The sequence below is a fragment of the Actinomycetospora chibensis genome (assembly GCF_028737215.1).
GTDB classification, from domain to species: domain Bacteria; phylum Actinomycetota; class Actinomycetes; order Mycobacteriales; family Pseudonocardiaceae; genus Actinomycetospora; species Actinomycetospora chibensis.
Genome location: NZ_JAQZAM010000029.1, coordinates 38,606 through 52,755 on the forward strand (window position 1 = coordinate 38,606; position 14,150 = coordinate 52,755).

The window sequence follows — 14,150 nt, forward strand, 5'->3', positions numbered from 1 at the left end:
TGGCTTCGCCCTGTGAGTGTTCCGGATCGTCATGACGACCCGGAACACTCACGTGCGGACACGCATCGGGACCTCGGGATGGATCTACCCGCCGTGGCGGGGGGTGTTCTACCCGAAGGGTCTCGTCCAGCGTCGTGAGCTGGAGTACCTCGCCGAGCGCCTCGACACCGTCGAGATCAACGGCTCCTTCTACAGCCTCCAGCGCGCCTCGAGCTACCGGACGTGGGCGGAGCGCACGCCCGACGGCTTCCTGTTCGCGGTCAAGGGCGGGCGCTTCGTCACGCACATGAAGAAGCTGCGCGGCGTCGAGGAGGCGCTCGCGAACTTCTTCGCCTCCGGCCCGCTGGCGCTCGGTCCCAAGCTCGGGCCCGTCCTGTGGCAGCTGCCGCCGAACCTGGGCTACCACCCCGAGCGCATCGAGGACTTCCTGCGGCTGCTGCCGCGCACCACCGCCGAGGCCGCGGCGCTGGCCGAGTCCCACACCGACAAGGTGCCCGAGCCCGCGACCACCACCGACGAGGACCGTCCGCTGCGGCACGCGATGGAGGTCCGCCACCCCAGCTACCGCGACCCCGGCTTCGTCGCCCAGCTGCGCCGGTACGGCGTCGCGCTCGTCGTCGCCGACACCGCCGGGACCTTCCCGCGGCTCGACGACGTCACGGCCGACCTCGTCTACGTCCGCCTCCATGGCGACACCGAGCTCTACGCCAGCGGTTACACCCCCGACGCGCTCGACCGGTGGGCGACGACGATCCGCGCGTGGTCCGCCGGCGAGGCGCCGACGTCCGGGGACACCGTGGCGCCCGACGACCCGCCGCCGCCCGCTCCCGCCGGGCGCGACGTCGTCGTCTACTTCGACAACGACATCAAGGTGCACGCGCCGTTCGACGCGATGGGGCTGCGGGACCGGTGTCGCTGAGGGGCGGGACCGGAGGTCAGATGCGGCGTGCCCAGGCCTCGGCGCCGCAGTAGAGGCCGTAGGCCACGAAGCCCAGGGCGACGACGAGCAGGAGCAGCACGCCGAAGGGCTGGGCGGCCAGGGCCTTGAGCGCCGCGTCGAGCCCACCGGCCTGCGCCGGGTCCGAGCGCGCGGCGGCCAGGCCGAACAGCACCGCCATCACCGCGAACGCCACGGCGCGCAGGACGTGCCCCGCGATCCCGAGCCAGTAGACGGGCCTGCGCAGGCCATCCGGCAGCCGGGACCAGGCGAGGTCCTCCGCGAACGAGCCCCGGAACCCGGTCCAGGCGGTCGCTCCCGCGACACCAGCACGACGAGCGCGACGACCCCGACGATCAGCTGGCCGCCGGGCAGCGCCAACAGGCCGGCGGTGGTCTGCTGCGAGCCGCTGCTGCTCGACCCGGACGAGCCCGTGACCAGTAGCTGCACCCCGATGAGCGCCACGAAGAGCACGCCGACGGCGGTGGCCCCGGACCCGATCCGTCGCTGGGTGCGGGCCCAGCCCGAGGCCCAGCGGAACCCGGTCGCCGCGGCCACGCCCTGCCAGATGCCGAACGCGACCAGCCCGATCACGATCACGACGATGAGGACGAACCCGAAGGGCTCGGCGGCCAGGGTCGACAGCGCGCCCTGCTGGTCGGCCTGCCCGCCGCCGCGCACCGCGATCTGCACCGCGATGACCCCGATCAACAGGTGGACCAGGCCGTAGCCGGCGAGGCCGACCCGTCCGAGGATCTCGACGGCGCGGTGCGGGGCCTCGCCCTCGCCGTCACCCCGGGCGACGTCGGCCGTGGAGCCGGACGAGTACCCCGCCGACGACCCCGCCGCCCCGTCGCTCACTGGCCGCAGGTGACGGTCGGCTGGGGCTCGTAGCGCACCGTGCGCGGCTCCCGGCGGACCTCGCCGGTCCGGACGTCGCGCAGCACCCGGGTGTCGGTGATCGTGAAGCCCTCCGAGCCCTGGGAGGGCTTGCACTCCGGGTTGGCGCCGAGGTCGCGCACCCCGGGCGGGGTCGGGTTCACCCGCGGCCCGGGCTCCGAGGTCACGTCGAAGCGCTTGATGCCGTAGAGCTGCACCGTGATCGACGACGGGGTCCACTGGGTGCGGATGTACACCGGCGTGGGCCCGTCGTTGCCGAGCCGCAGGTCGATCGAGCCCTCGAACACGGTCGCCTCACGGCCCGCCGGGTAGCGGCTGATGTAGTAGCTGTGCTCCTTGTGCTCGACGTCGTCGAGGCCCGCGAGGTAGCCCGCGTTGAAGAGCGTCGTCGCGAACTGGGAGACGCCGCCGCCGACGCCGCGGCCCGGGGCGCCGTCGTCGATGATCCCGGCGGGGACGAAGCCGTTGGCCTCGTTGCGGGGGCTCGTGGCCTGGTTGAGGCTGAACACGGAGTTCGGTTCGATGATCTTGCCGTTGACGATCTCGGCGATCCGCCGGATGTTCTGCCCGGAGTCGGGCTTGAAACCCCGGGTGGTGAACTCCCCGATGAGCGTGGCGGGGCCCAGGGCCTGGAGCGACTCGGTGGTCACCTCCGGCTGCGTCGTCGTGTAGACGGCGTTGATCGCGCGTCCGGCCGCGGGCGGCGGGGCCGCCGGCTCGGCGCCGGGCGTCGTCGGCGGCGGGGTGAAGATCGGCGGGGTCGTCCCGTCGTCCGGGCGGCGCAGCGCGTCGACGATCCCGTCGAAGGTCCGCGGCCAGTCGATCTCGCGGCCGACGACGGCCGGCACGACGGTCGCCGTCGTCCCGCCGAACTCGAGGGTGGCGTCGCGCGGCTCGGTCTCGGTGGTGCCGAGCTGCGGCTCGACGGCCGCGATCGCGGCGGGCTCGTCGACGCCGGGGGTGAGGCCGCCCTGCCCGTCGGGACGGAAGGTCAGGAAGGTCGTGATCGCGCGGCTGGTGACCGTCGCGTTCTTGCCGTCGCCGACGACGGTCAGCGGGCCGGCGACGGCGGGGCGGGCGACGGTGTCGAGCGCCTCCTGGATCGCGGCGGGCGTCACCGTCACCGGGGCCTCGGCGATCGGGAGGCCGACCGGCGTCGGGTCGAGCCAGTGGTCGACGACGGCCCGGGCGGCGCCCGGACCGTCGACGACCTGGCCGGGCACGGACGGGACGGCGACCGGCTCGAGGTTCTCGAAACGGACCGTGCCCTCGGTGGCGGGGCGGTCGAGCTGCGGGCGGGCGCCGTCGAGGGCCTGCCCCAGCGCGAACCCGTTGACCCGCGTCACCGGGGCCACGTCGCGGGTGCCGAACAGCGAGGTGAGGCGCGTCCAGGGGTTGAACGGCTGCTCGCCGGCGCGGGCGATGGTCCCCTCGACGTCGAGCTCGAGGCCCGCGGCACGCGGGTCGATCGTGGCGGTGCTCGACCCGGCCTGCAGCGTCACCGGCTGGGTGAGACGGCCCGCGAGCCGGGCGTTGAGCTCCTGCTCGGCCTCGGGCTTGCCCATCCCGCCGATCTCGACCCCGGCGACGGCGACCCCGCGGGGAACGTCGGTGGAGGAGATCAGGAGGTCGCCGACGTACAGCACGGCGAGCAGCCCGACCACGGCCGCGCCGATGAGCAGCGGGCGGCTTCGGCCACCGCCCGAGGAGTCGTCGCCGGCCTCGTGGGCACCGTGGCCCCGGGGCGCCGGTCCCTGCGGGCCCGTCGGCCGGTCGTCGGTGACGGGGATCCACTCGGTGCGCTCGGCGTCGGTCTCCGCCGCGTGCTCGGGGCCCATCGACCGTGTGGTCTCGTCGAGCCCCGACCCGTCCATGTCGGCCGTGGCGTCGATGTCGTCGGCGTCTCGATGGTGGTCGTCGACGGTGGGGTCGACGGTCGTGTCCTCGGGTGTGCGGCCCCCGGGTGAGGTCACAGATACAGCCCCGTTCCGCTCGAACTTCTCGTCGACTCGGTCGTCGCGCTGGCGACGGCGTGCAGGTCGCGCTCTCGGAGCACGACGAAGGAACGCCCGGACACGTCGACCTCGAAGTGGTCGTCCTGGCCGTAGAGCACGCGATCCCCCACCGCGACACTGCGGACGTGCTGGCCCGTCCCGTACACGTCGCCCCAGACGAGCTTCTTGGGCGTCTGAGCGGTCGCCGGGATCACGATGCCCCCGCTGCTGCGTCGCTCGCCGTCGCCCTGGGCGGGCGCGACCATCACGCGGTCGTGGAGCATCTGGATCTCCAGCCTGGGATCCGACACGCCGGGATCGTACGGGGCGTCCGGATTCGGTCGCGGGTCAGGGCCACGGAGACCTCACGCGGGCCTGACAGGGGAAACGGGGCCGGGACGAAGAACGCCCCGTGGCCCTGCCAGGTCGGGGGTCCGGCAGCGCCACGGGGCTCGTCGGGTGTGTCGGCGGACGGCGAGGCCGCGTTACCGGGACCGCAGCAGTTCACTCGTCCGGGCTAGTACGACCTCAGTCGCGGCCCAGGAGGAAGCGCCCGAAGTGCGGGACGGTGAACGCGATCCAGCCGCGCTCGGCGGAGAACACCAGGCCCTTGCGCAGCAGGCTGTCCCGCGCCGGGGACAACGACGAGGGCTTGCGGGCGAGGTGCTGGGCCAGCGCGGCCGTGGTCACGGGCTCGTCGCGGCCCTCGGCCAGCTCGGCCATGCCCTGCAGGTACTCGCGCTCGGCCGGTGTCGCGCGCTCGTAGCGCGAGCCGAAGAACCCGACCGCGAGCTCGGTCCCGGCCTCCGGGGCCGCCATGCGCACGTCGTCGGCGTCGATGGGGCTCTGCACGGCGGCGTCCCAGGCGGCCTTGCCGTAGGCCTGGACGAAGTAGGGGTAGCCGCCCGAGACCTCGTAGAGCGCGTCGAGGGCGGCCTCGGTGAGCTCGGCGTCCTCCCGCTTCGCCGGCACCGTGAGCGCGAGGTCGGCGTCGGCGCGATCGAGCTGGCCGATGTTCACGTAGCGGAAGAGCCGCTCGGAGTACGACTTGGACGCGCTCAGCACGGCCGGGAGGTGCGGCAGCCCCGCGCCGACGACGACGAGCGGCGCCCCGGACTGCGAGAGCTCGTGGCACGCCGCGCACAGGGCGGACACGTCGTCGAGCTGCAGATCCTGCATCTCGTCGATGAGCAGGGCGATGCCGACCCCGACGTCGGCGGCGAGCTCGGCGCACACCCCGAACAGCTCGACGAGGTCGATCTCGATGTCGCCCGAGTCCGCCCGCCCGTTCTTGACGGGCACGTCGATGCCGGGCTGCCAGCGGTCCTTGATCTTCGCGTCCGACGGCGTCGCCTTGAGCGCGAACGCCTTGAGCACGCCGAGGGCATCCTCGACGCGGTCGGGGGCGCGGTGGTGCACGGCGAGATCGCGCACGGCGCGGTGCAGCGCGGCCGAGAGGGGGCGGCGCAGGTCGGCGTCCGGCCGTGCCTCGATCTTGCCGGCGCCCCACCCGGCGCGGACCGCCATCGAGCGCAGCTCGCCCAGCAGCACGGTCTTGCCGACCCCGCGCAGGCCCGTGAGCACCAGGCTGCGCTCCGGGCGGCCCCGGGCGACCCGCTCGAGCACCACGTCGAACGCGCCGAGCTCGCGGTCGCGGCCGGCCAGCTCCGGCGGGCGCTGGCCCGCGCCGGGGGCGTACGGGTTCCGCACGGGGTCCATGCGCCACCTCCGGGTCCGGCCTGGGCGCTACGAGCGTATGGACCTCTCTAGCGTCCGCCCGATACCTCGCGAGAAATCGCGATCGGCGTGTCGCGGATCGGGTCGTCTCGCGCTCTCTACGATGTGCCCTAGACAGGGCGAGAGAACGCGATCGCGGTCTCTACGCGTCTCTAGTCCTCGGGCGAGACGGGCGAAGACGACCCGATGCCACGCTCCGGCCCGGTCCGGCCCCGCTGGTCCTGCGGCGGGGTCCAGACCCGGCCGGAGCGCAGCGCGTCCAGGCCCGGCCAGGCCGCGGACATGAGCATGCCCGCGAGGACGTCCGCCGCGTCGTCGCCGGTCACCGGTGCGGGACCGGTGAGCCACCAGTCCGCGAGCCCCTCGGCCGCCCCGACCAGCGTGTGCGCGTACGGGCGTACGGCCTCCTGCGGCATGCCGAGCCCTTCGGCCATGAGGGCGGCGGCCTGGGCGACGATCCGGCCGCGCAGGGCGTCGATCTCACCGGCGAACTCGCCGGTCGACGCCTGCCGGTAGAGCACCGTCCAGCCCGCGCGGCGGGTGGTGAGCGCGTGGAAGAAGGCGCGCAGGCCGAGCCAGAGCCGGGTCTGGGGGTCGTTGGAGGTGTCCTCGGTGGCCGCGGCCTCGACGGAGCGCAGGAGGCGCTCGGCCTCCCGGTGCAGACACGCCGCGAACAGCTCGTCCTTGCTGCCGCCGTGGGCGTAGACCATCGGCTTCGACAGCCCGGCCCGCGCGGCGACGTCGTCCATCGACGCACCGTGGAACCCCTGCTCCGAGAACACCGCGACGGCGGCGTCGAGCACCTGGCGCCGGCGCACCTCGGGAGCGAGACGCTGCCGCGCCGGACGTGCGGTGGGGGTCACGCTGGCGAATCCAATCTACCGATGCGTAAAGTAGGGCTCGATGGCGGGACCGCCAGTACCGCATACCCCGCGACGATGCCGGAGTCGACCGTGCCCGAGAAGATCGACGTCAACGAGCTGGGGCGCAGTGTCGACCCCAAGTCCCTCTCCGAGGAAGAGCTGGTGGCCGCCCTGCGGGACGGCCTGGACGGCGGGGGCGCGAAGGACATCGACCCCTCCCTGTTCGCGCGGCTGGTGAAGAGCACGGGCAAGGGCCAGCTCGAGGCCGTCATGTCCTCGGAGGTGCGCCGGCCCGTCCTGGACGCCATCTTCGGCAGGATGGCCGAGTTCTACTCCTCGAAGGGGTCGAGCGCGAAGCGCCAGGTCGTCCACTGGCACGTCACCGGCGCCCCCGGCGGGGGGCACGACAGCTATCAGACGGCGATGCAGCACGGCGCCTGCGAGGTGTCCGAGGAGCTCGCCGAGGAGCCGCGCACCGAGCTCTCGATGGACGGCGTGCAGTTCCTCAAGGTCGTCACGAACAACGCCTCGCCGATCACGCTGTTCATGACGCGCAAGCTCAAGGTCTCGGGCGACGTCGGGTTCGCGACGGCGCTGCAGAAGATGTTCACGATCCCCTCGGCGTGACAGGAGTCCCGCGATGACCTTCTCCATGGAGTTGTCCGAGGAGCACACCGACCTCCGCGACTGGGCCCACGGGTTCGCCGCCGAGGTCATCCGCCCGGCCGCCGCCGAGTGGGACGAGCGCGAGGAGACCCCGTGGCCCGTCCTGCAGGAGGCCGCGAAGATCGAGCTCTACAACTTCGAGACCCTGGCCAGCTTCTGGGGTGACGAGACGGGCCTGAGCCTGCCGCTCGTCAACGAGGAGCTGTTCTGGGGCGACGGCGGCATCGGGATGGCCATCTTCGGCACCACCCTCGCCGTCGCGGGCATCTTCTCGTCGGGCACGCCGGAGCAGATGGTCGAGTACATCCCGCAGTGCTACGGGGACGCCGGCGACGTCAAGGTCGCGGCGTTCTGCTCCTCGGAGCCCGAGTCCGGCTCGGACGTCTCGGCGATGCGCACCCGCGCGGTCTACGACGAGGCCAAGGACGAGTGGACGCTCACCGGCGCCAAAGCGTGGGCGACCAACGGCGGCATCGCCAACATCCACGTCGTGCAGGCCGTCGTCGACCCGTCACTGGGCTCGCGCGGCCAGGCGGCGTTCGTGGTCCCGCCGAACACCCCCGGCCTCGAGTCCACCCGCAAGATCAAGAAGATGGGCCTGCGCGCGTCGCACACCGCCGACGTCTTCCTCGACGACGTCAAGGTCCCCGGGTCCTGCCTGCTCGGGGGCAAGGAGAAGCTCGACGAGCGCCTGGCGCGCGCCCGCGAGGGCGTGAAGTCCAAGGGCTCGTCGGCGATGCAGACCTTCGAGCTCTCACGCCCGACGGTCGGCTCGCAGGCGATCGGGATCGCCCGGGCCGCCTACGAGTACGCCCTCGAGTACGCGAAGACCCGCGAGACGTTCGGCCGCCCGATCATCGACAACCAGTCGATCGCCTTCACGCTCGCGGACATGAAGACCGAGATCGACGCGGCCCGCATGCTGGTGTGGCGCGCGGCGTGGATGGGCCGCAACGGCGTGGCCTTCGAGGCCGGCGAGGGGTCGATGTCGAAGCTCAAGGCCGGCCGCGTCGCCGTCTGGGCCACCGAGCGCGCGATCCAGATCCTCGGCGGCGCCGGCTACTCCCGCGAGCACCCCGTCGAGCGGATGCACCGCGACTCGAAGATCTACGACATCTTCGAGGGCACCGAGCAGATCCAGCAGCTCGTCATCGCCCGCGCCATCAGCGGCCGGCACATCGCCTGAGGCTCCCTCGCGGGATCGGCGCTGGTCATCAGGGCCCGATACCCGTGAGCGGCGACTTTGCCCCTGCGGGGCCTTCTCGGGTGGACGCGCAAATGGCAGGGGTCGCACGTCTGCAGGGACGTCGCGTTCATGATCAGGCCGTGACCAGGCCGTCCGACGGCGAACTGGGCGTTGACGATCGACCATCTGGACTCGCCCGTCGGCCGGGTGGCGACGCCAGCGGGTAGTCGGTGGGGTGCCGTCCTGGGCGAATTTCTGCTTGTTGGAAGAACGACTCCAACCTGCGCGCATTGCGCATGTTGGAGTCCGAGGCCGGCCGCTAGGATGCAGCTCAAGAGGGAGGGGGGCGAACTGATGACGGAAGGAGATGCTTTTTCTGCGCCTTCTGGTTCCCCGGGCCGCGATGCAGTAACTGAGCTGTACCGCCTGGCTGATGCGCTGGTTCCGTGGCGACCAGCCACTCGGACAGCTGCAAAGTTGTTCATCATTCTGGGCCTTGTCTCCTTCCTGGTTTCGCTGGCTGGCGCCAATGTGGCGTTCGTAATCTCTAGCGCGAAGTTGGCAGTAGGGCTCCCGCTCACTGTCATCATCTTTACGTGGGCATTCAGCGCCTTCACGCTTGGATCGGCCGTGCTGTCAGTAGTCGTATGCATACGACGCCGTTCGTACCTAGCTCGTGCCCAGCGTCTACGGTTGCTGATGCTCACACGTCCTCATGTGCACCGCTATCTCCTCGCCGAGGCGATCGGTCGCCGTGACGCACTTCTGGAGTCGAAAGACTTGGCAGAAGCCGACGCGCTCGATGCCGCTATTGAAGAAGTTGTAGAGCGACTCCGAGGCGGCGGCAGCCCGGAATCTGGCGAAGATGAAGTCGACTTGCCGCCTCGTCCCACTAGGCCTCTAAGTCCAACTGCCGCACGGACGTTCCGGCGGCCCCGGAGCTCCTTGTGACCCCGGGACGGCGAGACCCGGCGATCAGTGCGGCACTGATCGCGCTCGTCGGGACGTGCGTTACTGGTCTCGCTTCCTTAGGTGCTGCGCTCATCGATCCGTCGCCGGTAGAACCTACGCCAGCGAACGGTCCTTCAACCGTTGATTGCTTGCAGGTTCTCGACCGATTTGAACGATACCTCTCCGCGAATCCGGGAAGTGCGCCGCTCTTCGCTGCCCGGGAAGGAGGCCAACCAACACCGTTATCGGGTGACGCCGCGGCTCAACAATGCGGCATCACGCCTGATGTGATTACGAGATTGGACGAGGACCGCCCACCTTTGTTCCCTTGGTGGTAGCACGAACCACCGCGACTCCTTAGCTTCACCTAGGGGCTTGCCTTCACGAACGGAGTCTCTTATCCACAGCCTGGCGGGCGCGGGCGTGGCTCGACGGCACGAGGTGGGTGTAGGTCCGAAGCGTGAAGCCGGGGTCCGAGTGGCCGAGGTACTCGGCGACTTCCTTAATGGAGACGCCGCCGGCCAGGAGCGTCGAGGCGTAGAAGTGCCGGAGAGCGTGCATGCCGTCGGTACGTGGTGCGTAGGCGAGCCCGACGGCCCGGAACGCCCCACGCCACATCACCTTGTTGAAGTGATCGCCAGAGTGCGGTTCGCCCCGCTCGTTCGACAGCAGCAGCTCGACCTCGACGGTGCGCCTCCCGGGCTCCAGCCACGGCAGCCGGACCGGCACCGGCGGGAACGACCGGCGATGCGCGGCGACGGCAACGCGGACCTCGTCGGGCAGCGGAACCAAGCGCGACTTGCCGCCCTTGGGCGGGGCGAAGACGAGCTGACCGCGGATGATCCGCAGTTGCCGAACGACATGGACGACGGCCTCGGCTGGGTCGAGGTCACTGGCCGAGAGGCCGAGCACCTCGCCCTGGCGCAGACCGAGTCCGGCACCGACGTCGGCGGCGAGACGCCACCGCTGGGTGAGCCCTTCCTGCACGGCGCGGACTCGTTCCAGGGGCCACGGCACGACACGGTGGGTTGAGCGGCGGGGCTTCTTGATGCTGCGTGCCTGACAGGGATTGTCACGAATGAGCTTGTCCTCGACGGCGGCGTTCATGATGGAAGAGAGGGTGTCGAAGAGGACCGCCCGATACGTCCCGTCGAGCCGGCGTTCCTCCAGCCACGCGAGCCAGTCGCGCACGCGAGCCGGCCCGATGGCGTCGATCGGGCGCCGGTCGAAGAAGGGGTAGAGCTGGCTGCGGAGCCGGCTCTCGATCGACTGCCGTGAGGATGCGTCGCTGGACTGTCCCTTGACCCAGCTCTCTGCGTACTCGCGAAATGGCACCCTGCCGGCGTCGGGGTCGAGGTAGGTCCCTGAGCGGACACCGGACTCCATCTCCCCGAGAAAGTCCTCCGCAGCCTTCTTGCGTCGGTCGGGGAACGACTTGGATCGCTCCCGGCCCTCGGGGTCCACGTAGCGCACCTTGTAGCGGAGCCCCGTGCCGTGCAGGTCAGTGCGTTTCCTCCGGGTCTCGCCGGTGAGCTCGTCCCGCACGGTGCGAAACCATCGATCTTGTACGTGGCCCATGGGCGATCACGCCGCTTCCGGCTGGGTGGCCCAGGCCCGGACCTGGTCGGGCACGTATCGAAGGTGGCGACCGATCTTCCGCACTGGCGGACCCTCGCCGCGCCACTTCCACTGGTAGAGCGTCTTCACGGGGATGCCCAGATATGCCGAGACGTCGTCGACCGTCCAGAGCCCCTCCGTCACGTTGGCCGTCACGCCGCTTCTCCTTGATCACGAGTTGCCGAGCCGATGTCGGTCTTGGCCTGGTCGTACTGCTCGCGCCAGCGCCGCCGTTGGGCGATCGACCGGAGGAGGAGCTGGAGGCGGTCGGGTTGGTCGGGGTCGCGGGGGCCGATGAGCTGCCAGTCGTAGCGCTCTGCGTCGCCGTCCTTAGTGACGTGCTCGGCGCTGGCGCCGACAGCGCCGAGGACCTTGAGGACGTGGTCACGTCGTTCGCCGCGGTGTTCGGTGAGGGTCTTTCCGGACCACTTGCGGGAGACCAGGCAGCGCCGGCCGCCGTAGCCGAGGTGCTCGCGCTTGTGCGCCTTCGCGCGGCACTGTCCGGGCACCATCCCGGGCTTCGGGTTCTCCGGGGTGACGCCATACAGGAGCCAGTTCGGACAGGACTCCGAGCACGGCTCCCACCGCAGCGCCTCGACCAGGCGGTCCATGTGCGCGGCGGCCGCGGGAGTTTCGGGCTCGGCGGTCTCGCCGATGCTCTTGGTCAGGTACTTGGTCAGATACCGGATCGCCTTGTCGGACTTGTCGGTGCCGGACAGGACGCCTTGGATGTCGAGCTGGGTGCCGAACTCGATGACGTGCGCCGGGCTGGCATCGGGGTCGTCGTCGAGGGCGTCGAGGGCCTGCTCCCACGACGGCAACGGGGCGCCGGTGTCAGGGTCGACGTAGCAGGCCGGGTCGCGCGTCTCGTCCCACACCGGCGCGTGGTCCTTGGTGTAGACCGGTTCGTCGTGGGCCGGCCACCACACCTGGTGATAGGTCGCCGCCACGACCTGCTTGATCAGGCGTCGGGGGATGGTGCCGCGGATGGCGGCGTGCAGGTGGGGCGCGCCGCGGCGTTGGGGTTCGACGGCGGCGAAGTACTGCACGTTCCACCCGACCGCGCGGCGCAAGTTCTGCACGAAGCGGTCGAACAGCTCCCCGAGGTGGATCGCGTCGCGTGCGGCCCGTTGGTAGTCGTAGCGGGTCGGGTCCTTCGGTGCGCCGTCCTGCGCGCGCACCGGCCCGTACGAGGGCAGCGTCAGGGTGACGAACGTGGACGGCCGGTAGGTCCGCCCATTGGGGGCCTCGAACACCCGGCCCGTGGTGGTGGCCCGCACCGGGAGCCGGGGCAGGTCAGGGACGTCCTGGCGCCGTTTCGTCGAGCGAGCACGCCGCTTCGGCTTGTCCTCGCCCCGGCTCCGGGTGTCGCCACCACGGACGCCTTCGGCGCGGAGCATGGCGTCGGTCTGCTCGATGGCCGCCTCAATGTCCAGGACACGGGCCATCTCGCCGTCCTCGAGGGCGGCGGCGTGGTCGTGCTCGAGGTCGGCCCGCTGCCCCAACAGCGCCCTCTGCCGAACCGTCGGCTCCTCGGTGGGTGTCTCGGGTTCGGTGTTGAGGTGCCATCCCTGCTGGGCCTGCCACATCCGCAGCCGGCGAGCCCGCTCCGCGCACGGCCCGCACACCGAGGCGCGGGTGGCGCCGCACGGGATCGGGACCACGGTCGTGGCGCCGGTCTCCCGGTCGATCCGCCGCATCGCCACGGGCCGGATACATGCCCCGACCTGCTCGGCCGAGGTCTTAGCGACGTCCCGCATGACCGGGCCGGTGAGCTTCCCGACCGCCACCGGCCCAGCCTCCCGCTCGTCCTCCTCGTGGACGGCCATCAGGAAGCCGCCCGCTCGCTCTTGGCCTTGCGGGACTGACGGGGCTTGTCCGGAAGATCGACGACCTCGGGCAGCACCTCCCGAGTCGGCGACGGGTAGGTGGCGGCGAGCCAGCGCAGCTGTTCGTCGTCGACGTAGGCGGCGCGGACCTTGGTGACCACGGTGGAGCCGTCCTCGACGAGATAGCCGACACCCGGCGTGCCCATCGGGATGCGGTCACACAGCGCCCCGCGCTCGCGAGCGCCCTCACCGAGGACCATCGGGACCTCGGTCTTCTCCGCCAGGCGCAGCCCGATACGGGTGGTGAACAGGTTGCGGACCTCCAGGACGTCCTTTCGCGGGTCCTGGACGCACCCGACGACCGACACACCGGGGGCGCGACCCTTGGTCAGCAGCCGCCCGAGGGCCTGCTTCGCGCGCTCCTTGAGCCCGCGGTCGCCGATGTAGGCGGTCAGCGAGGCGATCTCGTCGACCAGCACCACGTAGAACGGCTCCTCGACCGTCGGTTGGTGCTGGCGGGTCACGCCGGCCATGGACCGGGCACGGTCGGCGACGAGCTCGGCAGCGGCTTCCAGGGCGCGGACCATGTCCTCCTCGGTCTCGCACGCGAGGAGGTGGAACAGATCGCGGTAGAGCCCGAACTCCATCCCGCCCTTGGGGTCGATCCCGATCAGCCGCACGGTGCCGGCGTGGATCGCGGGGGCAAGCTGCACCAGCAAGGAGGCGACCACTGAGGACTTGCCGGCTCCGGTCGCGCCGGCCACCAGGAGGTGGCGGCCGAGCAGGCGCAGCAGCCACGGTTCGCCGTCCTCGCGGCGGCCGAGGTGCAGCTTGGTGAGGTCGGGGGGTCGGTCGGCGTCGGGCCCCATGGGTGGAGCGGTGGGGTCGAGCAGGGTGTCCGAGCAGATGACCCGCAACCACACCCACCCGCGGTGCCGCTCGTGAGGGAGGACCCGGACCTCCAGGGCGCGGAACTCCGACCGGATGGCCTCGGTGGCTGCTTCGAGGTCTTCGGGGGTGATGCCGGGGCAGAGCTGCACGGTGAGCAGGTCGGCGTAGCGCCCGAGGCGGCAATAGAGCAGGCGGGGGACGCGGACGATGTGGTGGGCGTCGCGGGACTGGACCTCGGCGGCGGCCATGAGGTCGGCCCAGTTCCACCGGTAGCGGATGCGCCGGGCGAAGCGGTGACAGCGGGAGGAGACCCACCGCTCCCAGGAGTCCGGGTGCGCACGCGCCCACACGACGAACGCGACCGTGACGAGGGCGACGAGCGCGAGGCCGCCGCCACGGCTCTGCGTGATCCAGACCAGCGCGACGAGCGTGGTGGCCGCCAGGAGGACGGGGACGTAGAGCAGCAGCCCGCCGGCCATGATCGTGCCCCAGACGGCGACGACGACGACTCGGCCGGCTGCGATTAGGGCGTGTCTGACGAATCATCGGGCACGACTCTGACAAGATCTTGGTGTGCGT

Annotated in this window: 13 protein-coding genes; 3 read left to right on the forward strand and 10 right to left on the reverse strand. The window is 71.2% G+C overall.

The features are described 5' to 3' along the window. Window positions 1-31: 31 nt before the first annotated feature. The gene (locus PH189_RS28060) at window positions 32-919 is read left to right on the forward strand and encodes a DUF72 domain-containing protein (RefSeq protein WP_274192154.1); all 888 of its coding nucleotides are present in this window, start codon (window positions 32-34) and stop codon (window positions 917-919) included. A gap of 16 nt (window positions 920-935) precedes the next feature. Here PH189_RS28060 and PH189_RS28065 read toward each other — a convergent pair whose 3' ends face one another. The 6 genes from PH189_RS28065 to PH189_RS28090 all read right to left on the reverse strand — a co-directional run bounded on the left by PH189_RS28065 (window position 936) and on the right by PH189_RS28090 (window position 6,431). Further along, window positions 936-1,133: a DUF1206 domain-containing protein gene (locus PH189_RS28065; RefSeq protein ID WP_274192155.1), complete on the reverse strand. Its 198-nt coding sequence runs from the start codon at window positions 1,131-1,133 to the stop codon at window positions 936-938. After that, the gene (locus tag PH189_RS28070) at window positions 1,118-1,798 is read right to left on the reverse strand and encodes a DUF1206 domain-containing protein (protein WP_274192156.1); all 681 of its coding nucleotides are present in this window, start codon (window positions 1,796-1,798) and stop codon (window positions 1,118-1,120) included. The genes PH189_RS28065 and PH189_RS28070 overlap by 16 nt, the downstream gene beginning before the upstream one ends. Next, complete coding sequence (locus PH189_RS28075; RefSeq protein WP_274192157.1) at window positions 1,795-3,810, reverse strand: VanW family protein; 2,016 nt, start codon at window positions 3,808-3,810, stop codon at window positions 1,795-1,797. The genes PH189_RS28070 and PH189_RS28075 overlap by 4 nt, the downstream gene beginning before the upstream one ends. After that, the gene (locus PH189_RS28080) at window positions 3,807-4,142 is read right to left on the reverse strand and encodes a GroES family chaperonin (RefSeq protein WP_274192158.1); all 336 of its coding nucleotides are present in this window, start codon (window positions 4,140-4,142) and stop codon (window positions 3,807-3,809) included. The genes PH189_RS28075 and PH189_RS28080 overlap by 4 nt, the downstream gene beginning before the upstream one ends. A gap of 217 nt (window positions 4,143-4,359) precedes the next feature. Next, window positions 4,360-5,550 carry an ATP-binding protein gene (locus PH189_RS28085; RefSeq protein ID WP_274192159.1) on the reverse strand — a complete coding sequence of 397 codons (1,191 nt, stop codon included), beginning with the start codon at window positions 5,548-5,550 and terminating at the stop codon, window positions 4,360-4,362. Window positions 5,551-5,720: 170 nt separating this feature from the next. Next, window positions 5,721-6,431, reverse strand: coding sequence for a TetR/AcrR family transcriptional regulator (locus PH189_RS28090; protein WP_274192160.1), 711 nt, complete (start codon window positions 6,429-6,431; stop codon window positions 5,721-5,723). Window positions 6,432-6,506: 75 nt separating this feature from the next. On the opposite strand from PH189_RS28090, the gene PH189_RS28095 reads away from it, so the two are divergent. Both PH189_RS28095 and PH189_RS28100 read left to right on the forward strand, forming a co-directional pair. After that, on the forward strand, window positions 6,507-7,058 hold the full coding sequence (locus PH189_RS28095) for an SCP2 sterol-binding domain-containing protein (protein ID WP_274192161.1): 552 nt from the start codon (window positions 6,507-6,509) through the stop codon (window positions 7,056-7,058). 13 nt (window positions 7,059-7,071) lie between these two features. Continuing rightward, window positions 7,072-8,283: an acyl-CoA dehydrogenase family protein gene (locus tag PH189_RS28100; RefSeq protein ID WP_274192162.1), complete on the forward strand. Its 1,212-nt coding sequence runs from the start codon at window positions 7,072-7,074 to the stop codon at window positions 8,281-8,283. 1,332 nt (window positions 8,284-9,615) lie between these two features. On the opposite strand, the gene PH189_RS28105 is transcribed toward PH189_RS28100, so the two are convergent. The 4 genes from PH189_RS28105 to PH189_RS28120 are packed head-to-tail and all read right to left on the reverse strand — an operon-like array spanning window position 9,616 to window position 14,050. Beyond that, window positions 9,616-10,779: a tyrosine-type recombinase/integrase gene (locus PH189_RS28105; RefSeq protein ID WP_274192163.1), complete on the reverse strand. Its 1,164-nt coding sequence runs from the start codon at window positions 10,777-10,779 to the stop codon at window positions 9,616-9,618. Window positions 10,780-10,818: 39 nt separating this feature from the next. Then, window positions 10,819-11,007, reverse strand: a complete 189-nt coding sequence (locus PH189_RS28110) for a helix-turn-helix domain-containing protein (protein ID WP_274192164.1) — start codon at window positions 11,005-11,007, stop codon at window positions 10,819-10,821. Beyond that, window positions 11,004-12,680 carry a replication initiator gene (locus PH189_RS28115; RefSeq protein WP_274192165.1) on the reverse strand — a complete coding sequence of 559 codons (1,677 nt, stop codon included), beginning with the start codon at window positions 12,678-12,680 and terminating at the stop codon, window positions 11,004-11,006. The genes PH189_RS28110 and PH189_RS28115 overlap by 4 nt, the downstream gene beginning before the upstream one ends. Beyond that, the gene (locus PH189_RS28120) at window positions 12,680-14,050 is read right to left on the reverse strand and encodes an FtsK/SpoIIIE domain-containing protein (protein WP_274192166.1); all 1,371 of its coding nucleotides are present in this window, start codon (window positions 14,048-14,050) and stop codon (window positions 12,680-12,682) included. Before PH189_RS28120 ends, PH189_RS28115 begins: the two co-directional genes overlap by 1 nt. Between the last annotated feature and the right edge of the window lie 100 nt (window positions 14,051-14,150).

What these genes read in the sequence shown, in the direction of transcription:
- PH189_RS28060 (WP_274192154.1), top strand. Translation starts at nt 32, where the DNA reads ATGACGACCCGGAACACTCACGTGCGGACACGCATCGGGACCTCGGGA.
- PH189_RS28085 (WP_274192159.1), bottom strand. Translation starts at nt 5,550, where the DNA reads ATGGACCCCGTGCGGAACCCGTACGCCCCCGGCGCGGGCCAGCGCCCG.
- PH189_RS28095 (WP_274192161.1), top strand. Translation starts at nt 6,507, where the DNA reads ATGCCGGAGTCGACCGTGCCCGAGAAGATCGACGTCAACGAGCTGGGG.
- PH189_RS28100 (WP_274192162.1), top strand. Translation starts at nt 7,072, where the DNA reads ATGACCTTCTCCATGGAGTTGTCCGAGGAGCACACCGACCTCCGCGAC.
- PH189_RS28115 (WP_274192165.1), bottom strand. Translation starts at nt 12,680, where the DNA reads ATGGCCGTCCACGAGGAGGACGAGCGGGAGGCTGGGCCGGTGGCGGTC.
- PH189_RS28120 (WP_274192166.1), bottom strand. Translation starts at nt 14,050, where the DNA reads ATGGCCGGCGGGCTGCTGCTCTACGTCCCCGTCCTCCTGGCGGCCACC.